Genomic DNA, 23765 nt, shown 5'->3' with positions numbered 1-23765 from the left:
GTACATAAGGGCGTGTTGCCGACACGCTCGACCGCTCGGAAGACCTCCACGCGCCCGATCGGCACACTCCGCCTTTCCAGTGTTCCGAAACCTCGGATGGCGTAGGCAGACAGGGCTTTCGGCGTGACGCCGGTCGGCCTGTGCAAATGATCGGTTTGCCCGGCTAGCGGATAAGAGTCAGAACTCGGGTCGCCGGAAGAGACGGCCGAGGGTCCCACGCGAAGTCCGGATCACCCAGAACGAGAAGGAGTACTCGTCGTGCGAGTAACCATCCCTGCAAAGAGTCATTCACGCCGCCCCCGATGGGCAGCGCAGCTGGTCGGCCTCGGCCTGACGACGGCACTCGCGGTCGGCTTCGCCGCCCCCGCGTCGGCCCTGCAGCCGGGCCCGCCCAGCGGCTCAGGCGTGCAGCCGGACGAGGAGCAGGGCAACGCGACGTTCCCCGAGCTGGGGTACACCTGCCCCCAGGGCGTGCGCGTCATCAACAACCCGGAGGTCGGGACGAATGAGTTCACGGTCGACGGCTTCACGGTCAGCATCACCGTCCGGAACACCGAGGGCGTCGGGGAGACCTTCGACTTCGACATCATCAGCGATCACGTCGCCCTGGGTGTCCTCGTCAAGGGCGGGCCGAACACCAACGAGTACGACTACCGCCCCTCGGGCATCGAGGAGGACACGAATCTCCACGCGCCGCTGGGTGCCGGCCCGAGCGGCAGTCTCTACCACGACATCAGCAACATCGAATTCTGCCTCGACCGCGACGGCAACCAGACCTGAGCCCCCAATGGGTGACTCGGCCTGACACCGGAAGGGGGCCCGGGATGTCCCGGGCCCCCGGCCAGTTGGAAACCGCCCTAGGCCACCCGCTGAAAGCCCCGCAACCGTACGAACGACGACTCCAACCCCTTCTTCAACGCCCGCGCCACCGGCCGCTCCACCAGCCGGTGCACCAGCCAGCTCAGCACCAGGAACCCGGCCACCAGGACCGCGACCAGGAGGCGGGGGTCCATGGTGCCGCGCAGGTGGTGGATGAAGACGATGCCCGCGAGGTAGTGCATGAGGTAGAGCGGGTACGTCAGACAGCCCGCCGTCACCAGCCACTTCCAACGGATGCGGTCGGTGTAGCCCAGCGCGATGGCAACCATCAGCAGCATGAACGCGGTGAAGATGACGACCGCGCCGCGCCAGCTGCTGACCTGTTCGTACTCGACCCGCTCCCCCAGCTCCAGCTGCCCCATCAGCCAGGACATCGCGAGGATGCCCCACAGCAGCAGGTCCTGGCCGAAGCGGTGCATGAGGTAGAGGGCGAGCCCGGCGATGAAGTACCAGGCGGCGCTCGGGTCGGCGACCAGCGTCAGCAGCGGGAACTTGGAGACCGGCGCCAGCATCGCCGCCGCACCCCAGATGCAGCAGAAGACGACGACCCGACGGTACGTCAGGCCCATGGCCACGACGACGAGGAACAGCAGATAGAACCGCAGCTCCGACCAGAGCGTCCAGTACACGGGGTCGACGTTGGGAATGTCGGACCCGGCCTGGAGCATCGTCAGGTTGAAAAGGATCTCCCGCAGCCGCAGCCGTTCCTGCACACCCGGCAGCAGCACCAGCACGGCCGTGGTGAAGAAGACGGCGAACCAGTACGCCGGGTAGAGCCGGATCACGCGCGAGACGAAGAAGTCCTTCGGCGTCCGGCCCCAGCACGACATGCAGATCACAAAGCCGCTGATCACAAAGAAGATCTCGACGCCGATCCAGCCGAAGGACGCGACGCGGAACACCGTCGGCATGAGCTCCGACACCGGGCGGTCCCAGATGATGTTGCCCGGCTCGTTGGCCCGGCGGGTACCGGCGAAGTGGTGCAGCACGACCATCAGGGCGGCGAGGAGGCGGATGCCGTCGACGACGTACAGCCGCGGACGCCGGGCGGCACGTGCCGACGTGGCGGCCTTCGGCGCACCCAGCGGCTGTGGCGGCTGTTCGGCCGCCGCGACCGGCATGGGTATCGACAATCGGCTGCGCACACCCTGCATCAGGAGACCTAGCCATCCTCGGGAGACACTCGGGGCCCGACGGCCACTGGACAGACGCTTCACGCTACGTCGGCGCCTGCCGTCCCACAGGGACAGAAAAGAACAATCCCCCCGTGGTCACAGGGAGTTGCCGTAACTCTCGCCAATCCGCCGCAGAACGTTCGACCAGTTTTCACTCAGACTGAGCACAACCATCTGGATTTTCGAATACCGCCGGGCACGGCAAAGGGGCCCGGACGACCGAAGTCGTACGGGCCCCTTCACGAGCTCGCAGCTGGAGCTACCAGGTCACTTACTTGACGATCTTGGTGACCTGGCCGGCGCCCACGGTCCGGCCACCCTCACGGATGGCGAACTTCAGGCCCTCCTCCATGGCGACGGGCTGGATCAGCTCGACGCGCATCTCGGTGTTGTCGCCCGGCATGACCATCTCGGTGCCCTCGGGGAGGTGCACGACACCGGTCACGTCAGTCGTGCGGAAGTAGAACTGCGGGCGGTAGTTGTTGAAGAACGGGGTGTGGCGACCACCCTCGTCCTTCGACAGGATGTAGGCCTGGGCCTCGAACTCGGTGTGCGGGGTGACAGAGCCCGGCTTGATGATGCACTGGCCGCGCTCGACGTCCTCGCGCTTGATGCCGCGGAGCAGCAGACCGACGTTCTCACCGGCCTGGCCCTCGTCGAGCAGCTTGCGGAACATCTCGATGCCGGTGACCGTGGTGGTGGTCTTCTCGGTCTTGATGCCGATGATGTCGACGGTCTCGTTGACCTTGAGGACACCACGCTCGATACGGCCGGTGACGACCGTACCGCGACCGGTGATCGTGAAGACGTCCTCGATCGGCATCAGGAACGGCTTGTCGACGTCGCGCTCCGGCTGCGGGACGGACTCGTCGACAGCCTTCATCAGGTTGAGGACGGAGTCGACCCACTGCTGCTCGCCCTCGAGGGCCTTGAGCGCGGAGACACGGACGACCGGCAGGTCGTCGCCCGGGAACTCGTACTCGGAGAGGAGCTCGCGGACCTCGAGCTCGACGAGCTCCATGATCTCCTCGTCGTCCACCATGTCGGCCTTGTTCAGGGCGACGACGATGTACGGAACGCCGACCTGGCGGGCCAGGAGCACGTGCTCCTTGGTCTGCGGCATCGGGCCGTCGGTGGCGGCGACCACCAGGATCGCGCCGTCCATCTGGGCGGCACCGGTGATCATGTTCTTGATGTAGTCCGCGTGACCCGGGCAGTCGACGTGGGCGTAGTGACGCGCCTCGGTCTGGTACTCGACGTGCGCGATGGAGATGGTGATACCGCGCTGACGCTCTTCCGGCGCCTTGTCGATGTTGTCGAACGGGGTGGCCTCGTTCAGGTCCGGGTACGCGTCGTGCAGCACCTTGGTAATGGCGGCCGTGAGGGTCGTCTTACCGTGGTCGATGTGACCGATGGTGCCGATGTTGACGTGCGGCTTAGTCCGCTCGAACTTCGCCTTCGCCACTGGGGTCCTCCTGTGGAGTGGTTCTGTACGCCTTACTTCATCGGCGCCAGGTGATCTTTGCTGTTAAGTCCCGGGCCCCGGGGCATTCACCCGAGAATGCGGGGGAATGCCCCGTGAGGCTCCGGAGTCAAGCCTACGGCGTATGAACGCGGTGCGTTACTCGCCCTTGGCCTTCGCGATGATCTCCTCGGCGACGTTCCGCGGAACCTCGGCGTAGGAGTCGAACTGCATCGAGTAGCTTGCGCGACCCGACGTCTTGCTGCGGAGGTCTCCGACGTAGCCGAACATCTCCGACAGGGGCACGAGGCCCTTCACGACGCGGGCACCGGCCCGCTCCTCCATGGCCTGGATCTGGCCACGGCGGGAGTTGATGTCGCCGATGACGTCACCCATGTAGTCCTCGGGCGTGGTGACCTCGACGGCCATCATCGGCTCGAGGAGCACGGGGGACGCCTTGCGCGCGGCCTCCTTGAAGGCCTGCGAACCGGCGATCTTGAACGCGAGCTCGGAGGAGTCGACCTCGTGGTAGGCACCGTCGAGCAGCGTCACACGCACACCGGTCATCTCGTAACCGGCGAGGATGCCGAACTGCATGGCCTCCTGGCAGCCGGCGTCGACCGAGGGGATGTACTCCTTCGGGATACGACCACCAGTGACCTGGTTGACGAACTCGTAGGAGGCGTCGCCGCCCTCGATCGGCTCGATCGCGATGATGACCCGACCGAACTGACCGGTACCACCCGTCTGCTTCTTGTGGGTGTACTCGACCTTCTCGACGGCCTTGCGGATCGTCTCGCGGTACGCGACCTGCGGCTTACCGACGTTGGCCTCGACCTTGAACTCACGGCGCATACGGTCGACCAGCACCTCGAGGTGCAGCTCGCCCATACCACCGATGATGGTCTGGCCGGTCTCCTCGTCCGAGTGGACCTGGAAGGACGGGTCCTCCTCGGCCAGGCGCTGGATCGCGACGCCCAGCTTCTCCTGGTCGCCCTTCGACTTGGGCTCGATGGCGACCTGGATGACCGGCGCCGGGAAGTCCATGGACTCCAGGATGACCGGCGACTTGTCGTCGCACAGGGTCTCACCGGTGGTGGTCTGCTTCAGGCCCATGACGGCGACGATGTCACCGGCGCCCACCGACTCGATCTCCTCACGCTTGTTGGCGTGCATGCGGTAGATCTTGCCGATGCGCTCCTTGCGGCCCTTGACGGAGTTCAGCACGGCGGTGCCGGACTCCAGGCGGCCGGAGTACACGCGGACGAAGGTGAGCTTGCCGAGGTGCGGGTCGCTCATGATCTTGAACGCCAGCGCCGACAGCGGTTCGTCGTCGGACGGCTTGCGCTTGATGACCGTCTCCGGGTCCTTGACGTCGTGGCCCTCGATGGCCTCGATGTCGACCGGGGACGGCAGGTAGCGCACGACCGCGTCGAGCAGGGGCTGAACGCCCTTGTTCTTGAAGGCGGTGCCGCAGAACACCGGGGTCACCGTGGTGCCCTGGCCCTTGCCGGAGGCGATGGTGATACGGCGGATCGCCGCGTACAGCTGCTCCTCGGAAGGCTCCTCGCCCTCCAGGTACAGCTCCATCATCTCCTCGTCGTTCTCCGCGACGGCCTCGAGCAGCTTGCCGCGCCACTCCTCGGCCGCCTCGGTGTGCGTGGCCGGGATGTCGACGGTGTCGTACATCTCGCCCTTGGTGGCCTCGGCGGACCACACCAGCGCCTTCATCTTCACCAGGTCGACGACGCCCTTGAAGTCCGCCTCGGCACCGATCGGCAGCTGCATGACCAGCGGCTGAGCGCCCAGGCGGTCGGAGATCATGTCGACACAGCGGTGGAACTCGGCACCGGTGCGGTCGAGCTTGTTCACGAAGCAGATACGCGGAACGCCGTAGCGGTCCGCCTGACGCCACACCGTCTCGGACTGGGGCTCGACGCCGGCAACGCCGTCGAACACCGTCACGGCACCGTCGAGCACACGCAGGGAGCGCTCCACCTCAACGGTGAAGTCGACGTGCCCCGGGGTGTCGATGATGTTGATGGTGTGGTCGACGTTCTCCAGCGGCCAGTGGCAGGTGGTGGCAGCCGAGGTGATCGTGATGCCACGCTCCTGCTCCTGCTCCATCCAGTCCATGGTGGCAGCGCCGTCGTGGACCTCACCGATCTTGTACGAAACACCGGTGTAGAACAGGATCCGCTCGGTGGTGGTCGTCTTGCCCGCGTCGATGTGGGCCATGATGCCGATGTTGCGCACCCTGGCCAGGTCAAGCGAAGTGGTAGCCATAAGGCTTCAGTCTTCTCTCGGTCTCGATGTGGGTAGCGACTACCAGCGGTAGTGCGCGAAGGCCTTGTTGGACTCGGCCATCTTGTGCGTGTCCTCGCGCTTCTTCACAGCGGCACCGAGGCCGTTGCTGGCGTCGAGGAGTTCGTTGAGCAGACGCTCGGTCATGGTCTTCTCGCGACGGGCGCGGGAGTAACCGACCAGCCAGCGCAGCGCCAGGGTGTTGGCACGGCCGGGCTTGACCTCGACCGGGACCTGGTAGGTGGCGCCACCGACACGGCGGGACTTGACCTCGAGGGTCGGCTTGATGTTCTCCAGAGCGCGCTTGAGCGTGATGACCGGGTCGTTGCCGGTCTTCTCGCGCAGGCCCTCCATGGCGCCGTAGACGATGCGCTCGGCGGTGGAGCGCTTGCCGTTCAGCAGCACCTTGTTGATCAGGGAGGTCACCAGGGGGGAGCCGTAAACCGGGTCGATGATGACCGGACGCTTCGGGGCGGGGCCCTTACGAGGCATGCTTACTTCTCCTTCTTGGCGCCGTAGCGGCTGCGGGCCTGCTTGCGGTTCTTCACACCCTGGGTGTCAAGGGAACCGCGGATGATCTTGTAGCGAACACCCGGCAGGTCCTTCACACGGCCACCACGCACGAGCACGATGGAGTGCTCCTGCAGGTTGTGTCCCTCACCCGGAATGTAGGCCGTGACCTCGATCCCGCTGGTCAGACGCACACGCGCGACCTTACGCAGGGCCGAGTTCGGCTTCTTCGGGGTGGTCGTGAACACACGCGTGCAGACGCCACGACGCTGAGGGGAACCCTCGAGTGCGGGCGTCTTGTTCTTCTCGACCTTGTCCTGCCGGCCCTTACGGACCAGCTGCTGGATCGTAGGCACTACTTCTCCGGTTTCTGTGTGCCGATGGGTACAGCTAACCTGGAACGTCGCCGACCCACGCGGTCGGGTGTGTCGAATCCCGCGGACTCCCGCCGCAAGGCAGAAAGAAGCGCAGATTACGGTGGCCGCTCGCGGACTCCCCATGCGGTTGAAGGCACGCACGAAAGCCAGGGCACACCCCAGGCACAAGGTCTGAGCGTACCTACCGCATACGCTGCGGTCAAAACAAATGCCCGGCGCCGACCGGGCCACACCGACTGCGTCACAATCTCCTGTCCGGCCGAACCCGGCCGGACCCCACCCCCACCACCTTGCACACATGTGCGACCCTGTGGGGATCTTATGACAGATGTTTCACGATCATCCGGACTGTGATGCCCCGCCCGGGGCCCGGTGATCGGGCCGAGGGGGGACCCACAGTCATGAGTACGGCTGCCAGTTCCGCGGCGACGGATTCCGCCGCGACCGACGACAAGGGCGCGGAGCGGCCCCGAAGGGTACGGCGTCTCGGATTGCCGGACGGGCTGCGCCTCAGGGTGCCGGACGGCCTGCGGCCGTACGCCGATCCCCTGCTCCTCTACGGCGCCGCCAAGCTCGTCGGGACCGTCGTCTTCGCCGCCCTGCTGCTGGCCTCCGGGAGCTACCGGGAGAAGAACCCCCGCTTCGGCGGCGGCGCGCACTGGTGGGACGTACTCGCCACCTGGGACGGCTGGTGGTACCTCCAGGTCGCCGAGAAGGGGTACGACCCCGGGCCGCTGCGCCGGCTGAATCCCGGCGGCATGTTCACGGTCGAGCAGAACTCCGTCGCGTTCTTCCCCCTCTACCCGGGCCTGATCCGGGGCACCTCGGAGGTGACCGGGCTCGGGCTGTACGGGTCCGGGATCCTCGTCTCGGTGATCGCCTCCTTCGTCGCGGCCGCCGGTATCTACGCCGTGATCTCGCTGCTCGCGGGTGCCCGCGCGGGCACCATCGCGGCCGGGCTGTGGGCGGTGGTGCCCGGCGCGGGCGTCGAGTGGGCGGTGTACTCGGAGTCCGTGTTCGTGGCGATCGCCGCCTGGTGCTGCTACTGCGTGATGAAGGGCCGCTGGGTGGCCGCCGGGCTGCTGGCCTTCGTGGCCGGCCTCAACCGGCCCACGTCCGCCGCGCTCATCGGCGCTGTGGGACTCGCCGCGCTGGTGACGCTGGCCCGGCGGGAGAGCCGGCGCAAGCACGGGGTGGCGGGGCCGGTCTACGCCATGATCGCCGCGCCGCTCGGCCTGCTCACCTACGTCGCCTGGGTCGGGCTCAGCATGGGCGAGCTGACGGCGTACTTCACGCTTCAGCGCGAGGGGTGGGCGCACTTCTTCGACTTCGGTTCCTACACCCTCGACGTGCTGGCCAACACGGCCATCGGGGAGCACGACTACATCTTCGCCTTCTCCGTCCCCGACCTGCTCGCCGTCCAGCTGGTGCTGGCGCTGCCGTTCCTGATCGCGCTGATGCTGCGCAAGCGGCCGCCCCTGGTGCTGGTCGCCTACACGCTGGCGAGCATCGTCAGCGTCCTGGGCACCCAGCAGATCTTCGGCAACACCCCGCGCTACCTGCTCCCCTGCTTCCCCCTCCTCCTCGCCCCGGCGGCCGCGATGACCAGGCTCGGCTGGCCGACCCTGACGGTGTTCTTCGCGATCGCAGCACCGGCATCGGGCTGGTACGCGCACTTCGTGCTGTTCGAACTGGGAGTCCCGTAGCCGAAGTGGCGTTGACCGCTTCCGTTTTCCCCTGCGGCCGCACAGGCCTGTGCGGTAGCCTGCACCATCTATCGCTCATACGTTCGAATTAGTCTCCGAGGGTCCGGTCGCTACGGAGGGATAGGGCGCTCCCCGTCGTGCAGGCCCTCCTGCCCACCTGGCTCCGCACCGGAGGTGCCGATGACCGACCCCGACCCGAACGACTCACTCACCGTCGCCCTCGAACTGGAGCGCCTGCGCGGTTCCCTGGAAGCCGGCCTCGCCCGGGTCGACGGAAGCCTCGCGCTCCTCGTCCAGCGCAGCGACCAGAACGACAAGCAGCTCGCCGACCACGAGGAGCGCCTCGCCTCGCTGGAGCGCTCCCGCTGGCCCCTCGCCAGCATCGGCGCCCTCGCCGCGCTCACCACCGCGGCCGTGGCCGTGGTGGAGCTGACCGGGCGCTGAACACACGCCGAGGGGCGGCCCCCCAAAAGGGACCGCCCCTCGACTCAAGCGACTCGCTTACTGGTTGTACGGACCGTAGTCGTAGTCCTCCAGCGGCACGGCCTGGCCGGAGCCCGTACCGAACGGCGAGTAGTCGATGTCGTCGTAGCCCACGGCCGAGTACATCGCGGCCTTGGCCTCCTCGGTCGGCTCGACCCGGATGTTGCGGTAGCGGGACAGACCCGTACCGGCCGGGATGAGCTTACCGATGATGACGTTCTCCTTGAGGCCGATCAGGGAGTCGGACTTGGCGTTGATCGCCGCGTCCGTGAGGACCCTGGTCGTCTCCTGGAAGGACGCCGCAGACAGCCACGACTCGGTCGCCAGCGAGGCCTTGGTGATACCCATGAGCTGCGGACGACCGGAGGCCGGGTGACCGCCCTCCTGGACCACACGACGGTTCTCGTGCTCGAAGCGCGAACGCTCGACCAGCTCACCGGGCAGCAGCTCGGCGTCACCGGACTCGATGATCGTCACACGGCGGAGCATCTGCCGGATGATGATCTCGATGTGCTTGTCGTGGATCGACACACCCTGCGAGTTGTACACCTTCTGGACCTCGCCGACCAGGTGGACCTGGACGGCACGCTGGCCCAGGATGCGCAGCACGTCGTGCGGGTTGGTGGCACCCACGGTGAGCTTCTGGCCCACCTCGACGTGCTCGCCCTCGCTGACCAGGAGTCGGGCACGCTTCGAGATCGGGTACGCCGTCTCGTCGCTGCCGTCGTCCGGGGTGACGACGAGCTTCTTGGTCTTCTCCGTCTCCTCGATCCGGACGCGGCCGGTGGCCTCGGAGATCGGGGCGACACCCTTCGGGGTACGGGCCTCGAAGAGCTCGACGACACGCGGCAGACCCTGGGTGATGTCGTCACCGGCCACACCACCGGTGTGGAAGGTACGCATCGTCAGCTGGGTACCGGGCTCACCGATGGACTGGGCGGCGATGATGCCGACCGCCTCACCGATGTCGACCAGCTTGCCGGTGGCCAGCGAGCGGCCGTAGCACATGGCGCAGGTGCCGACGGCGGACTCGCAGGTCAGGACCGAGCGGGTCTTGACCTCGGAGACCCCGTGCAGGATCAGCTCGTCGATCAGCACGTCGCCCAGGTCGGTACCGGCCGGGGCCAGCACCTTGCCGTCCACGACGATGTCCTCGGCGAGGCAGCGCGCGTACACCGACGTCTCGACGTCCTCCGCCTTGAGCAGCGCACCGTCGGCGCCCTGCGTGGCGATGTTCAGCCGCAGACCACGGTCGGTGCCGCAGTCCTCCTCGCGGATGATGACGTCCTGCGAGACGTCGACCAGACGACGGGTGAGGTAACCCGAGTCGGCGGTACGCAGAGCGGTGTCCGCCAGACCCTTACGGGCACCGTGCGTGGAGATGAAGTACTCCAGCACGGACAGACCCTCACGGAACGACGCCTTAATCGGCCGCGGGATGGTCTCGTTCTTGGCGTTGGACACCAGACCACGCATACCGGCGATCTGACGCATCTGCATCATGTTTCCACGAGCACCCGAGTTGACCATCATGAAGATCGGGTTGGTCTTCGGGAAGTTGTGCGTCATGGCCTCGGCGACCTCGTTGGTCGCGTTGGTCCAGATGCCGATGAGCTCCTGCGTGCGCTCGTCCTTGGTGATCAGACCGCGCTCGTACTGCTTCTGGACCTTCTCGTCCGCCGCCTCCCACTTGGCGACGATCTCCTTCTTCGCCTCGGGGACGACGACGTCGGAGATCGAGACGGTGACACCGGAACGGGTGGCCCAGTAGAAGCCGGCCGCCTTCAGGTTGTCGAGCGTGGCCGCCACGATGACCTTCGGGTAGCGCTCGGCCAGGTCGTTGACGATCTGGGAGAGCTGCTTCTTGCCGACCTCGTAGTCGACGAACGGGTAGTCCTCGGGCAGCAGCTCGTTGAAGAGCGCACGGCCCAGCGTGGTCTTCAGCGTGAAGCTGTCACCCTGCTGCCACTCCGGCTCGCCCTCCTCACGGACCGGCGGCACCCAGCCACGCGGCGGGATGGTGCCCACCGGGAAGCGGATGTCGACCCGTGCCTGCAGCGACAGATCGCCGGCGTCGAACGCCATGATCGCCTCGGCGACCGAGGAGAACGGACGGTCGGCGCCCTTGATGTCACGGCCCTCGTCGTCCGTGGTGAGGAAGTACAGGCCCAGCACCATGTCCTGGGTCGGCATCGTCACCGGACGGCCGTCGGCCGGCTTGAGGATGTTGTTCGAGGACAGCATCAGGATGCGGGCCTCGGCCTGCGCCTCCGCGGACAGCGGCAGGTGTACGGCCATCTGGTCACCGTCGAAGTCCGCGTTGAACGCGGTGCACACGAGCGGGTGGATCTGGATGGCCTTGCCCTCGACCAGCTGCGGCTCGAAGGCCTGGATGCCCAGGCGGTGCAGGGTGGGCGCACGGTTCAGCAGCACCGGGTGCTCGGCGATGACCTCTTCGAGGACGTCGTACACGACGGTGCGGCCGCGCTCCACCATGCGCTTGGCGCTCTTGATGTTCTGCGCGTGGTTCAGGTCGACCAGCCGCTTCATCACGAACGGCTTGAACAGCTCCAGCGCCATCGCCTTCGGCAGACCGCACTGGTGCAGCTTCAGCTGCGGACCGACGACGATCACGGAACGCGCGGAGTAGTCCACACGCTTGCCGAGCAGGTTCTGACGGAATCGACCCTGCTTGCCCTTCAGCATGTCGCTGAGGGACTTCAGCGGGCGGTTGCCCGGACCGGTGACCGGACGGCCACGGCGGCCGTTGTCGAACAGCGCGTCGACGGCCTCCTGAAGCATGCGCTTCTCGTTGTTCACGATGATCTCGGGCGCGCCGAGGTCGAGAAGCCGCTTCAGTCGGTTGTTCCGGTTGATCACACGGCGGTACAGGTCGTTCAGGTCGGAGGTCGCGAAGCGGCCACCGTCCAGCTGCACCATCGGACGCAGGTCCGGCGGGATCACCGGGACGCAGTCGAGGACCATGCCCTTGGGGCTGTTGGAGGTCTGCAGGAACGCGGAGACGACCTTCAGCCGCTTCAGCGCACGGGTCTTCTTCTGGCCCTTGCCGGTGCGGATGATCTCGCGGAGGCGCTCGGCCTCCTCATCCAGGTCGAAGGACTCCAGGCGCTTCTGCAGCGCCGCGGCACCCATCGAACCGTCGAAGTACGTGCCGAAGCGGTCACGCAGCTCGCGGTAGAGCAGCTCGTCGCCCTCCAGGTCCTGGACCTTGAGGTTCTTGAACCGGTTCCACACCTCGTCGAGGCGGTCGATCTCGCGCTGCGCACGGTCGCGCAGCTGCTTCATCTCCCGCTCGGCGCCTTCGCGCACCTTGCGGCGCACGTCGGACTTGGCGCCCTCGGCCTCCAGCTCGGCCAGGTCGGCCTCGAGCTTCTTGGCGCGCGCCTCCAGGTCGGCGTCCCGGCGCTGCTCGATCTGCTGCCGCTCGACGGAGACATGCGCCTCCAGGGAGGGCAGGTCGCGCGTACGGCGCTCCTCGTCCACGTACGTGATCATGTACGCGGCGAAGTAGATGACCTTCTCAAGGTCCTTCGGGGCGAGGTCGAGCAGGTAGCCCAGCCGCGACGGAACGCCCTTGAAGTACCAGATGTGCGTGACGGGAGCGGCCAGCTCGATGTGGCCCATCCGCTCACGGCGCACCTTGGCGCGCGTGACCTCGACGCCACAGCGCTCGCAGATGATGCCCTTGAAGCGGACACGCTTGTACTTGCCGCAGTAGCACTCCCAGTCCCGGGTCGGACCGAAGATCTTCTCGCAGAAGAGTCCGTCCTTTTCGGGCTTGAGGGTGCGGTAGTTGATGGTCTCGGGCTTCTTGACCTCGCCGTGGCTCCACTGACGGATGTCGTCAGCGGTGGCCAGGCCGATCCGGAGCTCGTCGAAGAAGTTGACGTCGAGCACTATGCGTCAATCCCTCTCAGGGTCGTAAGTCTTGGGGTCTGATACGGGGGTCCTGGGGTCGGCCGGGGCTTTATGAGCCCCGGCCGGACTCCCGTCAGACCTCTTCGACGCTGCTCGGCTCACGCCGGGACAGGTCGATGCCGAGCTCCTCCGCAGCGCGGAAGACGTCCTCGTCGGTGTCACGCATCTCGATGGACATACCGTCGCTGGACAGCACCTCCACGTTCAGGCACAGGGACTGCATCTCCTTGATGAGCACCTTGAAGGACTCGGGGATGCCGGGTTCGGGGATGTTCTCGCCCTTGACGATGGCCTCGTAGACCTTCACGCGGCCGGTGACGTCGTCGGACTTGATGGTCAGCAGCTCCTGGAGGGCGTAGGCGGCGCCGTACGCCTCGAGTGCCCACACCTCCATCTCGCCGAACCGCTGGCCACCGAACTGGGCCTTACCACCCAGCGGCTGCTGGGTGATCATCGAGTACGGACCGGTCGAACGGGCGTGCAGCTTGTCGTCGACCAGGTGGTGCAGCTTCAGGATGTACATGTAGCCGACCGAGATCGGGTCCGGGAACGGCTCACCGCTACGGCCGTCGAACAGCCGCGCCTTGCCGGACGGGAGCACCATGCGCTCGCCGTCGCGGTTCGGGATGGTGTGCTGCAGCAGACCCGCGAGCTCGTCCTCACGCGCACCGTCGAAGACCGGGGTGGCGACGTTGGTGCCGGGCTCGACCTGGTCGGCGCCGATGGCCTGCAGGCGCTGCGCCCACTCGTCGGCGAGGCCGGAGACGTCCCAGCCGCGGCTGGCGAGCCAGCCGAGGTGGATCTCCAGAACCTGTCCCGGGTTCATTCGGGACGGCACACCCAGCGGGTTGAGGATGATGTCGACCGGGGTGCCGTCCTCCAGGAACGGCATGTCCTCGATCGGCAGGATCTTCGAGATAACACCCTTGTTGCCGTGGCGGCCGGCGAGCTTGTCACCATCGGTGATCTTGCGCTTCTGCGCGACATAGACGCGGACCAGCTGGTTCACGCCCGGCGGCAGCTCGTCGCCCTCCTCGCGGTCGAAGACGCGCACGCCGATGACCTTGCCGGTCTCGCCGTGCGGCACCTTCAGCGAGGTGTCACGGACCTCACGGGCCTTCTCACCGAAGATCGCGCGCAGCAGGCGCTCCTCGGGCGTCAGCTCGGTCTCACCCTTGGGCGTGACCTTGCCGACGAGGATGTCACCGGCGATGACCTCGGCACCGATGCGGATGATGCCGCGCTCGTCGAGGTCGGCGAGGACCTCCTCGGAGACGTTCGGGATGTCCCGGGTGATCTCCTCGGGGCCGAGCTTGGTGTCACGGGCGTCGACCTCGTGCTCCTCGATGTGGATCGAGGAGAGGACGTCGTCCTGCACGAGGCGCTGCGACAGGATGATCGCGTCCTCGTAGTTGTGACCCTCCCACGGCATGAACGCGACCAGCAGGTTCTTGCCCAGCGCCATCTCGCCCTGCTGGGTGGCCGGACCGTCGGCGAGGACCTGGCCCTCGACGACCCGGTCGCCCTCGCCGACGATGACCTTCTGGTTGACCGAGGTGCCCTGGTTGGAGCGGGCGAACTTGGCCAGGCGGTACGTGATGTACGTGCCGTCGTCGTTGGCGGTGGTGATGTAGTCCGCGGAGACCTCCTGGACCACACCGGCCTTCTCGGCCTTCACCACGTCGCCGGCGTCGACCGCGGAGCGGTACTCCATGCCGGTGCCGACGAGCGGGGACTCCGCCTGGATCAGCGGCACGGCCTGGCGCATCATGTTCGCGCCCATGAGGGCACGGTTGGCGTCGTCATGCTCAAGGAACGGGATCATGGCGGTCGCGACCGACACCATCTGGCGCGGCGAGACGTCCATGTAGTCCACGTCCTCGGGCGCGACGTAGTCGACCTCACCGCCACGGCGGCGGACCAGCACGCGGGCCTCGGCGAACCGGAGCTCGTCGGTCAGCGGCGCGTTGGCCTGCGCGATGACGAAGCGGTCCTCCTCGTCGGCGGTCAGGTAGTTCACCTCGTCGGTGACCTGGCCGTCGATCACCTTGCGGTACGGGGTCTCGACGAAACCGAACGCGTTGACCCGGCCGTAGGTGGCGAGCGAGCCGATCAGACCGATGTTCGGGCCCTCCGGCGTCTCGATCGGGCACATGCGGCCGTAGTGCGAGGGGTGCACGTCACGGACCTCGAAGCCGGCCCGCTCACGGGACAGACCACCCGGGCCCAGGGCGTTGAGACGGCGCTTGTGCGTCAGCCCCGACAGCGGGTTGTTCTGGTCCATGAACTGGGACAGCTGGCTGGTGCCGAAGAACTCCTTGATGGAGGCGACGACCGGCCGGATGTTGATCAGGGTCTGCGGCGTGATCGCCTCGACGTCCTGGGTGGTCATGCGCTCGCGCACGACGCGCTCCATACGGGCGAGACCCGTACGGACCTGGTTCTGGATCAGCTCGCCGACGCTGCGGATACGGCGGTTGCCGAAGTGGTCGATGTCGTCGGTCTCGACCATGATCGAGCGACCGGAGTCGCCGACCGTCTCGGTCTCACCGGCGTGCAGCTTCACCAGGTACTTGATCGTCGCGATGATGTCCTCGACGGTCAGGACACCCGCGTCCAGCGGCGTGTCCGTACCCAGCTTCTTGTTGACCTTGTAGCGGCCGACCTTGGCGAGGTCGTAACGCTTGGGGTTGAAGTACAGGTTCTCCAGCAGCGTCTGCGCGGCCTCACGCGTGGGGGGCTCGCCCGGACGCAGCTTGCGGTAGATGTCGAGCAGCGCGTCGTCCTGGCCCTGGGTGTGGTCCTTCTCCAGGGTGGCGCGCATCGACTCGTACTCGCCGAACTCCTCGAGGATCTGCTCGGTCGTCCAGCCGAGCGCCTTCAGGAGGACGGTGACGGACTGCTTGCGCTTGCGGTCGATACGGACACCGACCATGTCGCGCTTGTCGATCTCCATCTCCAGCCAGGCACCCCGGGACGGGATGATCTTGGCGGAGAAGATGTCCTTGTCGGACGTCTTGTCGATCGTGGAGTCGAAGTAGACACCCGGCGAGCGCACCAGCTGCGAGACGACGACACGCTCGGTGCCGTTGATGACGAAGGTGCCCTTGTTCGTCATGAGCGGGAAGTCGCCCATGAAGACCGTCTGGGACTTGATCTCGCCGGTCTCGTTGTTGGTGAACTCGGCGGTGACGAAGAGCGGAGCCGCGTAGGTGAAGTCACGCTCCTTGCACTCGTCGATCGAGTTCTTCGGCGGCTCGAAGCGGTGGTCGCGGAAGGTCAGCGACATCGACCCGCTGAAGTCCTCGATCGGGGAGATCTCCTCGAAGATCTCCTCGAGCCCGGACTTGGTGGGGACGTCCTGACCGTTGTCCAGAGCCTCCTCGACACGAGCCTTCCACGCGTCGTTGCCGAGCAGCCAGTCGAAGCTCTCGGTTTGCAGCGCAAGAAGGTTCGGAACCTCGAGGGGCTCCTTGATCTTTGCAAAGGAGATGCGCAGCGGGGCGGTGCTGGCGCCGTTGTTCATATTCGCGGTCGAGGCAGTGCGCGAGGCGGCCAAGAGGGGGTCCTTCCGAGGGCTCGGACTCACTACGCGCGTACCGGCCCCTCACCGATACACAGAGACAGATAGTCCCAGGTCAGGGACGGTCCGATCGTCGGTGCTCAAGCGAGGGCATGCCCCTGGTGACGGGCAGGGGACAGCTAACAGGCAGCGCAAAGGGTCAGTGTAGCCACTTGGCACACTGATGTCCAGTGCGGGTTTTCGAAGAACCTCGATGCCCTCGTTGTTCTCAACCCCTGCGACAAGGCCACGCCCTCAACGCCACGTTGATACTGCCCTCTTCGTCGTCGATCCATGCCTCGGATTCGGATCCTTGTGACGACGCGTCCTGAGAATTGCGCGCTGCGTGCAGTTCGTCAAGGCCCCCTTGCCCAAGCCGAGGTGCTGCGCTCGTCACGTGCAGCCTGCCCCCGGGGTGCTGAGAGGCACGACGAAGATCACCTTACTCCTCGCGACCGCGGGTGCAAGGCAGCCGCCGCCGGACCCCCAAGAACGCCGAAGAGCGACCACCCGGATGGATGATCGCTCTTCGGTGCGTTCGCGTTACAGCCCTACGGGGCTGTACTCAGCGCGCGTGAGAGGTCGGTCTTACTTGACCTCGACGGAGGCGCCGGCGCCCTCGAGGGCCTCCTTGGCCTTGTCCGCGGCGTCCTTGGCAACCTTCTCCAGGACGGGCTTCGGGGCGCCGTCCACCAGGTCCTTGGCCTCCTTCAGGCCGAGGGAGGTCAGTTCGCGCACGACCTTGATGACCTGGATCTTCTTGTCACCGGCGCCGGTGAGGATGACGTCGAACTCGTCCTTCTCCGGCTCGGCCTCGGCGGCAGCGCCACCGGCGGCACCACCGGCGACGACGACCGGGGCGGCCGCGGCGGCGGTGACGTCGAACTTCTCCTCGAACGCCTTCACGAACTCGGAGAGCTGGATCAGGGTCATCGACTCGAACTCGGCGAGCAGTTCTTCCTGGGTGAGAGCCACGATGGCTTTCCTTCCACTAAATCGGCTGGTGCCGGGATGTACATGACTGGCGGGCGTACGTTCGGCCCGCTACGACCCCTGCGTCAGGCAGCGGTCATGATGCGAGCCGAATTACTCGGCACCGCCCTGCTCGGCCTGCTTGGCGCGCAGCGCGTCCACGGTGCGGACGAGCTTCGACGGCAGCGCCTGGAAGACGGAGGCAGCCTGGGACTGCTTCGCCTTGAAGGCACCGGCCAGCTTGCTGAGCAGAACCTCGCGGGACTCGAGGTCCGCAAGCTTCTTGATCTCATCGGCGGACAGCGCCTTGCCGTCAAGGACACCGCCCTTGATGATGAGGTTCGGGTTGTCCTTGGCGAAGTCACGAAGACCCTTCGCCGACTCCACCGGGTCACCGGTGACGAAGGCGACGGCCGTCGGACCAGCGAAGAGCTGGTCGTCCAGCGTGATCCCGGCCTCGTTGGCCGCAATCTTGGTCAGCGTGTTCTTCACCACGGCGTACTGGGCGTTCTCACCGAGCGAACGACGCAGCGTCTTGAGCTGCGCCACGGTGAGACCGCGGTACTCGGTCAGCACGGCGGCGTTGGAGCTGCGGAACTTGTCCGTCAGCTCGGCAACCGCGGCAGCCTTGTCGGGCCTCGCCATAGAGCCTCGGCCTCCTTCCGGGTGATTCGGACCGCGCGGACCCGAAGGAGGACTGGGGAAAACGAAACGCCCCGGCGCAGGCGCACGGGGCGGACTCGACCGGCCGTACATGCGTGGACGCATGCACTCCGGGAGCACTTCCACTGTCACCTGCGCGGGTCGTCCGCAGTTCAGCGGATCCTTCGGCCACCGCACCCTCGTACGAGCGCGCGGCAACGACCAGCGGTCTTTGGCTTCTGAAGGAAGGTACCTGACCGGATCGCTGTCAAGCAAATCCGGTCAGGTGGACCGTCGACAGGCGTAGGCCAGGGACGGCGGGGGGGTACGGCTCAGACGCCCGAGCCGTCCAAGCTGCTCTCGTCGCCGGCCATCCCCTCCAGGTCCTTCAGCATCTCGAAGAGGTCGAAGGTCTCGCCGGCCGGCGGCACCTCGACCTCGGCCTTGGCGCCGTAGTCGGAGAACTTCATGCTCATGTCGACGTTGCCCTGCGGGGTCTCCATGCCGACGTCCATCCGGACCGGCAGGTCGTCCTCGTTGACCCAGACCTCGGTGTCGTAGCCCTTGATGCCCGACTTCTCGATGTTCTCCAGGAGCTTCTCGCGGTCCTTCGGCTCGAGGACCTCCAGGTTCTTGTTGCTCGCCATCATCTCCTTGACGGTGAGCGTGCCCTTGTAGTGCTCGGTCTCGGCGCCGTCGATCTTCTCGCTGCCGACGTGCTTGAGGTTGGGCGACTCCAGGAGCATGGCGAGCTGCTCGGCCGGGTTCTGGTTCATGTTCTCCAGGCCGGAGGTCATCTGCTTGGTGACCGCCTCGTCCCCGGAGGCCTTGGCGGCGGCCGCGAGGTCCAGCTTCATCCAGCGCTTGCCGTCCATGTCCTTGGCGGACTCGGCACCCATGTCCATGTACATGACGTTGTCACGCCAGATCATGCGGACCTGCTCCGGGCCGCCCTCGGTGGCGAGCATGGAGCCCTTCATGGTCACGTCCATGACGGTCGGGTCCCAGCCCATCACGCCGGTCATGGTCGCCTCGCCGCCGCCGTCCATCGCGGCCGGCATCGACATGGTCATCTCGACCTTGGCGGACTTGGCCTCGGCGGTCTTCTCGTAGGCGACGGTCAGAACCTGCTGAACGGTCCGCTCAGAACCGGACGCGCCGTCGCCCTTCCCAGCGCCGCAGCCGACGGCCCCGCCGGCCAGTACGAGAGCCGCTGTCCCGGCGAGCGTCGCCCCACCCCGCGTGCGTATGGAAAGCCCCATCGATTCCCCCCAAGGAACACAAGGAACACGTTGTCGAATACAAGAAAGCGCTGTGAGCTTAACCCAGCGACGGCCGGAAACGGGGACGGGCCCCGCACCCTGGAAGGGATGCGGGGCCCGTGACCGACTTCAGCGAGCCATGAGGGCTCAGACCGCGGCCGGGTCCTCCTCGACGAGGAGGTTGCGGGTGCGGTTCGGGTCGACCGGGATGCCGGGGCCCATCGTGGTGGTGATGGCGGCCTTCTTGATGTAGCGACCCTTGGCGGCGGACGGCTTCAGACGGAGGATCTCCTCCAGCGCGGCGCCGTAGTTCTCCACCAGCTTGGTGTCGTCGAAGGACGCCTTGCCGATGATGAAGTGCAGGTTCGAGTGCTTGTCGACGCGGAACTCGATCTTGCCGCCCTTGATCTCGGTCACGGCCTTGGCCACGTCCGGGGTCACGGTGCCGGTCTTCGGGTTCGGCATCAGACCACGCGGGCCGAGGACGCGGCCGAGGCGGCCGACCTTGCCCATGAGGTCCGGGGTGGCGACGACGGCGTCGAAGTCCAGACGCCCCTTCGACACCTCGTCGATCAGTTCGTCGGCGCCGACGATGTCGGCGCCCGCGGCACGCGCGGCCTCGGCACGGTCGCCGGTCGCGAAGACCAGGACCCGGGCGGTCTTACCGGTGCCGTGCGGAAGGTTCACGGTGCCACGGACCATCTGGTCGGCCTTGCGCGGGTCGACACCCAGACGGAAGGCGACCTCGACGGTGCCGTCGAACTTGGTCGTGGAGGTCTCCTTGGCGAGACGGACGGCCTCGAGCGGGGCGTACAGCTTTTCCCGGTCGACCTTGGCGTCCGCAGCGCGGAGAGACTTGCTGCGCTTGCTCACTACTGCTCCTGGGGATTCTTAGGAGTCGTGGTCCGGGCCGAGCCGGCCCTGCCACTACTGCTCTGGGAGGTTGGGGCTCAGCCCTCGACCGTGACGCCCATGGAACGGGCGGTGCCGGCGATGATCTTCTCGGCGGCGTCCAGGTCGTTGGCGTTGAGGTCGGGCATCTTGGTGGTGGCGATCTCGCGGACCTGGTCGCGGGTGATCTTCGCGACCTTGGTCTTGTGCGGCTCGCCGGAGCCCTTCTCCACGCCCGCGGCCTTGAGGATCATCTTGGCGGCCGGCGGGGTCTTGGTCACGAAGGTGAAGGAGCGGTCCTCGTAGACCGTGATCTCCACCGGGATGACCCAGCCACGCTGCGACTCGGTCGCGGCGTTGTAGGCCTTGCAGAACTCCATGATGTTGACGCCGTGCTGACCCAGCGCGGGGCCGACCGGCGGGGCCGGGTTGGCGGCACCGGCCTGGATCTGGAGCTTGATGAGCCCCGTGACCTTCTTCTTCTTGGGAGGCATAGCTCTCCGGGTCCTTTCGATTCGGGTCTACCCTCCGCCGAGTCGCGTCTCAGCAGAAGGCATACCGCACAACGATAACGGGTATAGATGCGCGGCCAAAAACCGAGCAGGTCAGGCGGACGTGCGAGCGTCCGCCTGACCTGCTCGGAAGCGGTACGTCCAGAAGGCGCTAGTTCTTCTGGATCTGGTCGAACGACAGCTCGACCGGCGTCTCCCGGCCGAAGATCTCCACCAGGCCCTTGACCTTCTTGGAGTCCGGGTTGATCTCGTTGATCGTCGCCTGCAGCGTGGCGAACGGGCCGTCGGTGACGGTGACCGAGTCGCCCACCTCGAAGTCCAGCACCTGGACCTCGACCTTGCGCTGCGGCGCCGGCTTGCCCTCGGCCTCGGCGGCCTCGCGGGCGGCCTTCTCCTCCGCCTCCGGGGCGAGCATCTTGACGATCTCGTCCAGGGTCAGCGGGTACGGGTCGTAGGCGTTGCCGACGAAGCCGGTGACGCCGGGGGTGTTGCGGACGACGCCCCAGGACTCGTTCGTCAGGTCCATGCGGACCAGGACGTAGCCCGGGAGCTTGTTCTGCTTGATGGTCTTGCGGTCGCCGTTCTTGATCTGGACGACTTCTTCCTGCGGCACCTCGGCCTGGAAGATGTAGTCCTCGACGTTCAGCGAGACGGCGCGCTGCTCCAGGTTGGTCTTCACGCGGTTCTCGTAACCGGCGTAGGTGTGGATCACGTACCACTCGCCGGGCAGGGTCCGCAGTTCCTCACGGAGCTTCTCGACGGGGTCGAGCTCGGCCTCGGGCTCGGCCTCCTCCGCGGGCTCCTCTTCGACGTGCACGGCGGCTTCCTCCGCGGGCTCACCCGCGGCGGCGTCGGCAGCCTCGGCCTCGTCCAGGTCCTCGTCCGCACCCTCGACGATGTCGAGCTCGTCTTCCACGGACTCGACCGGCTCGATGGCGTCGTTCACGTTCGGGTCAGACACGGTGGCTGCTTCTTCCTGGATCATGGGGGTGGAACACGCGAAAGGGGCGCCGGGTCCCGGCGCCCTTCGCTCTTGGCTCAGCCGAAGACGTACTTGGCGGCGTGGTCGAGCCCATAGTCAATCACGGTCACCAGTCCGATCATGACGACGACAAAGATGATCACGACGGTCGTGTATCGCGTCAGCTGCGTACGCGTAGGCCAGACGACCTTGCGGAGCTCCGCGACGATCTGCCGGTAGAAGAGGGCAAGACGCTTCAGCGGGCCCTTCTTGGCACGCTTGCCGCCCTTGCGGGTCTTCTTCTGGGACTCCGACGCCTCGTCCTGAGCATCAGGCGTGTCGATGGAGCCCACGGCGTCCGTCATTCGTCCTCACCTGATCCCGGGTCGTGGCCGTGCCGCGCCCGGTCTGAGCCGCACGGCGGTGCGTTGCTGTACGTACCTGCGCACACATCCTGGCGGTGTGTGTAGCAGGGCCGGAGGGACTTGAACCCCCAACCGCCGGTTTTGGAGACCGGTGCTCTACCAATTGAGCTACGACCCTTTGTGTGTCCCCCAACGTACCGCATCCAACCGGGTGCTCGGTGTGCACCGGTTAAGTGCGGGCTCGATGAAGGCCAACGAGGTGAGAGTGTACGTGGTCCTGAGCCGGTCGTCGAACAGAAAGGGCCCCTGGGGCCTGCGCTCCAGGCAGATCGCCGCCTTCTCGGCCACGGACCGGCCGAAGATCACCCAGGCCATCCGAGGTATCCGGACTGTTGTTCAACGGTTTGCCGTGAGCTGTTCAGTCCGTGAAACCCGTGTGCCGGGCCGGTTTCATGTCTGAAACCATGGCCCCATGAGCGCTGCAACCCCACCCACCGAGCGCCGGGTCTCGGCCCGCATCGGCGCGATCTCCGAGTCCGCCACCCTCGCCGTGGACGCCAAGGCCAAGGCCCTGAAGGCCGCCGGGCGTCCGGTGATCGGATTCGGCGCCGGCGAGCCCGACTTCCCGACTCCGGACTACATCGTCGAGGCCGCGATCGAGGCCTGCAAGAACCCCAAGTACCACCGCTACACCCCGGCCGGCGGCCTGCCCGAGCTGAAGGCCGCGATCGCCGTGAAGACGCTGCGCGACTCCGGTTACGAGGTCGACGCGTCCCAGATCCTGGTCACCAACGGCGGCAAGCAGGCCATCTACGAGGCCTTCGCCGCCATCCTCGACCCGGGCGACGAGGTCATCGTCCCGGCCCCGTACTGGACGACGTACCCCGAGTCGATCCGCCTGGCCGGCGGTGTCCCGGTCGAGGTCGTCGCCGACGAGACGACCGGCTACCGGGTCAGCGTGGAGCAGCTGGAGGCCGCCCGCACGGAGCGGACCAAGGTCGTCCTGTTCGTCTCCCCGTCCAACCCGACCGGCGCGGTCTACTCCGAGGCCGAGACGGAGGCCATCGGCCGCTGGGCCGTCGAGCACGGCCTGTGGGTGCTCACCGACGAGATCTACGAGCACCTGGTCTACGGCAAGGCCTCGGCCGTGTCGATGCCGGCCGTCCTGCCGGAGCTGCGCGACAAGTGCATCGTGGTCAACGGCGTCGCGAAGACGTACGCCATGACCGGCTGGCGGGTGGGCTGGATCATCGGTCCGAAGGACGTCGTGAAGGCCGCGACGAACCTCCAGTCGCACGCCACGTCGAACGTCTCGAACGTCGCCCAGATGGCCGCGCTGGCCGCCGTCTCCGGCGACCTGGACGCCGTGGCGACGATGCGCGAGGCCTTCGACCGCCGCCGCCGCACGATCGTGCGGATGCTCAACGACATCGACGGCGTGGTCTGCCCCGAGCCCGAGGGCGCCTTCTACGCGTACCCGTCGGTGAAGGCCCTGCTCGGCAAGGAGATCCGCGGCAAGCGCCCGCAGAACACGGTCGAGCTGGCCGCGCTGATCCTGGAGGAGGTCGAGGTCGCGGTCGTCCCGGGCGAGGCCTTCGGTACGCCGGGCTATCTGCGGCTGTCGTACGCCCTGGGCGACGAGGACCTCGTCGAGGGCGTGAGCCGTATCCAGAAGCTGCTGGCGGAGGCGCGCGACTGACGTTCCACGACGTCGTCGTGGAGCACGCGCGCGTGTACGGGCCGTTTCCCTGCGGGGAGGCGGC

18 protein-coding genes and 1 tRNA gene are annotated in these 23765 nt (G+C 66.7%); 4 read left to right on the top strand and 15 right to left on the bottom strand.

Annotated elements, in window-relative coordinates; translation table 11 throughout:
• Positions 1 to 258: 258 nt before the first annotated feature.
• Positions 259 to 780: a hypothetical protein gene (locus SSP24_RS12635; protein ID WP_141309609.1), complete on the top strand. Its 522-nt coding sequence runs from the start codon at positions 259 to 261 to the stop codon at positions 778 to 780.
• A 77-nt stretch (positions 781 to 857) separates the two neighbouring features.
• Here SSP24_RS12635 and SSP24_RS12630 read toward each other — a convergent pair whose 3' ends face one another.
• From SSP24_RS12630 to rpsL, 5 genes are all read right to left on the bottom strand, one after another.
• Positions 858 to 2033, bottom strand: coding sequence for an acyltransferase family protein (locus SSP24_RS12630; protein WP_141309608.1), 1176 nt, complete (start codon positions 2031 to 2033; stop codon positions 858 to 860).
• Positions 2034 to 2325: 292 nt separating this feature from the next.
• Positions 2326 to 3519: an elongation factor Tu gene (tuf, locus tag SSP24_RS12625; RefSeq protein ID WP_141309607.1), complete on the bottom strand. Its 1194-nt coding sequence runs from the start codon at positions 3517 to 3519 to the stop codon at positions 2326 to 2328.
• A gap of 156 nt (positions 3520 to 3675) precedes the next feature.
• Positions 3676 to 5802: an elongation factor G gene (fusA, locus tag SSP24_RS12620; protein ID WP_141309606.1), complete on the bottom strand. Its 2127-nt coding sequence runs from the start codon at positions 5800 to 5802 to the stop codon at positions 3676 to 3678.
• Positions 5803 to 5841: 39 nt separating this feature from the next.
• Positions 5842 to 6312: a 30S ribosomal protein S7 gene (rpsG, locus tag SSP24_RS12615; protein WP_003998848.1), complete on the bottom strand. Its 471-nt coding sequence runs from the start codon at positions 6310 to 6312 to the stop codon at positions 5842 to 5844.
• A gap of 2 nt (positions 6313 to 6314) precedes the next feature.
• On the bottom strand, positions 6315 to 6686 hold the full coding sequence (gene rpsL / locus SSP24_RS12610) for a 30S ribosomal protein S12 (protein WP_003948652.1): 372 nt from the start codon (positions 6684 to 6686) through the stop codon (positions 6315 to 6317).
• A gap of 422 nt (positions 6687 to 7108) precedes the next feature.
• Here rpsL and SSP24_RS12605 point away from each other — a divergent pair, with 422 nt between their 5' ends.
• Both SSP24_RS12605 and SSP24_RS12600 read left to right on the top strand, forming a co-directional pair.
• Complete coding sequence (locus SSP24_RS12605; protein WP_141309605.1) at positions 7109 to 8413, top strand: putative hexosyltransferase; 1305 nt, start codon at positions 7109 to 7111, stop codon at positions 8411 to 8413.
• A 180-nt stretch (positions 8414 to 8593) separates the two neighbouring features.
• Entirely contained in the window at positions 8594 to 8857 is a 264-nt protein-coding gene (locus SSP24_RS12600; RefSeq protein WP_141309604.1) for a hypothetical protein, read from the top strand.
• Positions 8858 to 8914: 57 nt separating this feature from the next.
• Here the strand turns inward: SSP24_RS12600 and SSP24_RS12595 are convergent, their stop codons facing one another.
• From SSP24_RS12595 to SSP24_RS12545, 10 genes are all read right to left on the bottom strand, one after another.
• The gene (locus SSP24_RS12595) at positions 8915 to 12814 is read right to left on the bottom strand and encodes a DNA-directed RNA polymerase subunit beta' (protein ID WP_141309603.1); all 3900 of its coding nucleotides are present in this window, start codon (positions 12812 to 12814) and stop codon (positions 8915 to 8917) included.
• Between the two features lie 94 nt (positions 12815 to 12908).
• Entirely contained in the window at positions 12909 to 16394 is a 3486-nt protein-coding gene (gene rpoB / locus SSP24_RS12590) for a DNA-directed RNA polymerase subunit beta (RefSeq protein ID WP_141309602.1), read from the bottom strand.
• 591 nt (positions 16395 to 16985) lie between these two features.
• Positions 16986 to 17375 carry a 50S ribosomal protein L7/L12 gene (gene rplL / locus SSP24_RS12580; RefSeq protein WP_141309601.1) on the bottom strand — a complete coding sequence of 130 codons (390 nt, stop codon included), beginning with the start codon at positions 17373 to 17375 and terminating at the stop codon, positions 16986 to 16988.
• A 108-nt stretch (positions 17376 to 17483) separates the two neighbouring features.
• Entirely contained in the window at positions 17484 to 18014 is a 531-nt protein-coding gene (gene rplJ, locus SSP24_RS12575; protein WP_053762845.1) for a 50S ribosomal protein L10, read from the bottom strand.
• A 329-nt stretch (positions 18015 to 18343) separates the two neighbouring features.
• Positions 18344 to 19273, bottom strand: coding sequence for an SCO4651 family lipoprotein (locus tag SSP24_RS12570; protein WP_141309600.1), 930 nt, complete (start codon positions 19271 to 19273; stop codon positions 18344 to 18346).
• Between the two features lie 147 nt (positions 19274 to 19420).
• A complete protein-coding gene (rplA, locus tag SSP24_RS12565) occupies positions 19421 to 20146 on the bottom strand; it encodes a 50S ribosomal protein L1 (RefSeq protein WP_129799294.1) in 726 nt (241 codons plus the stop codon).
• A gap of 77 nt (positions 20147 to 20223) precedes the next feature.
• A complete protein-coding gene (rplK, locus tag SSP24_RS12560) occupies positions 20224 to 20658 on the bottom strand; it encodes a 50S ribosomal protein L11 (protein WP_004927359.1) in 435 nt (144 codons plus the stop codon).
• Between the two features lie 169 nt (positions 20659 to 20827).
• Positions 20828 to 21637: a transcription termination/antitermination protein NusG gene (gene nusG, locus SSP24_RS12555; RefSeq protein WP_141309599.1), complete on the bottom strand. Its 810-nt coding sequence runs from the start codon at positions 21635 to 21637 to the stop codon at positions 20828 to 20830.
• A gap of 77 nt (positions 21638 to 21714) precedes the next feature.
• The gene (secE, locus tag SSP24_RS12550) at positions 21715 to 22002 is read right to left on the bottom strand and encodes a preprotein translocase subunit SecE (RefSeq protein WP_141309598.1); all 288 of its coding nucleotides are present in this window, start codon (positions 22000 to 22002) and stop codon (positions 21715 to 21717) included.
• 105 nt (positions 22003 to 22107) lie between these two features.
• Positions 22108 to 22180 (bottom strand) — tRNA-Trp (locus SSP24_RS12545).
• 294 nt (positions 22181 to 22474) lie between these two features.
• Between SSP24_RS12545 and SSP24_RS12540 the strand changes: the two genes are divergently transcribed.
• On the top strand, positions 22475 to 23701 hold the full coding sequence (locus SSP24_RS12540) for a pyridoxal phosphate-dependent aminotransferase (RefSeq protein WP_141309597.1): 1227 nt from the start codon (positions 22475 to 22477) through the stop codon (positions 23699 to 23701).
• The last annotated feature ends 64 nt before the right edge of the window (positions 23702 to 23765 follow it).

The organism is Streptomyces spinoverrucosus, assembly GCF_006539505.1.
Taxonomy (GTDB): domain Bacteria; phylum Actinomycetota; class Actinomycetes; order Streptomycetales; family Streptomycetaceae; genus Streptomyces; species Streptomyces spinoverrucosus.
This window is presented reverse-complemented; position numbering and strand designations above follow the sequence as displayed.

Coding starts and splice junctions, on each gene's coding strand:
- fusA (WP_141309606.1), bottom strand. CDS start 5,802: ATGGCTACCACTTCGCTTGACCTGGCCAGGGTGCGCAACATCGGCATC.
- secE (WP_141309598.1), bottom strand. CDS start 22,002: ATGACGGACGCCGTGGGCTCCATCGACACGCCTGATGCTCAGGACGAG.
- SSP24_RS12570 (WP_141309600.1), bottom strand. CDS start 19,273: ATGGGGCTTTCCATACGCACGCGGGGTGGGGCGACGCTCGCCGGGACA.
- rplJ (WP_053762845.1), bottom strand. CDS start 18,014: ATGGCGAGGCCCGACAAGGCTGCCGCGGTTGCCGAGCTGACGGACAAG.
- rplK (WP_004927359.1), bottom strand. CDS start 20,658: ATGCCTCCCAAGAAGAAGAAGGTCACGGGGCTCATCAAGCTCCAGATC.
- SSP24_RS12630 (WP_141309608.1), bottom strand. CDS start 2,033: ATGCAGGGTGTGCGCAGCCGATTGTCGATACCCATGCCGGTCGCGGCG.
- SSP24_RS12605 (WP_141309605.1), top strand. CDS start 7,109: ATGAGTACGGCTGCCAGTTCCGCGGCGACGGATTCCGCCGCGACCGAC.
- SSP24_RS12600 (WP_141309604.1), top strand. CDS start 8,594: ATGACCGACCCCGACCCGAACGACTCACTCACCGTCGCCCTCGAACTG.
- SSP24_RS12540 (WP_141309597.1), top strand. CDS start 22,475: ATGAGCGCTGCAACCCCACCCACCGAGCGCCGGGTCTCGGCCCGCATC.
- rpsG (WP_003998848.1), bottom strand. CDS start 6,312: ATGCCTCGTAAGGGCCCCGCCCCGAAGCGTCCGGTCATCATCGACCCG.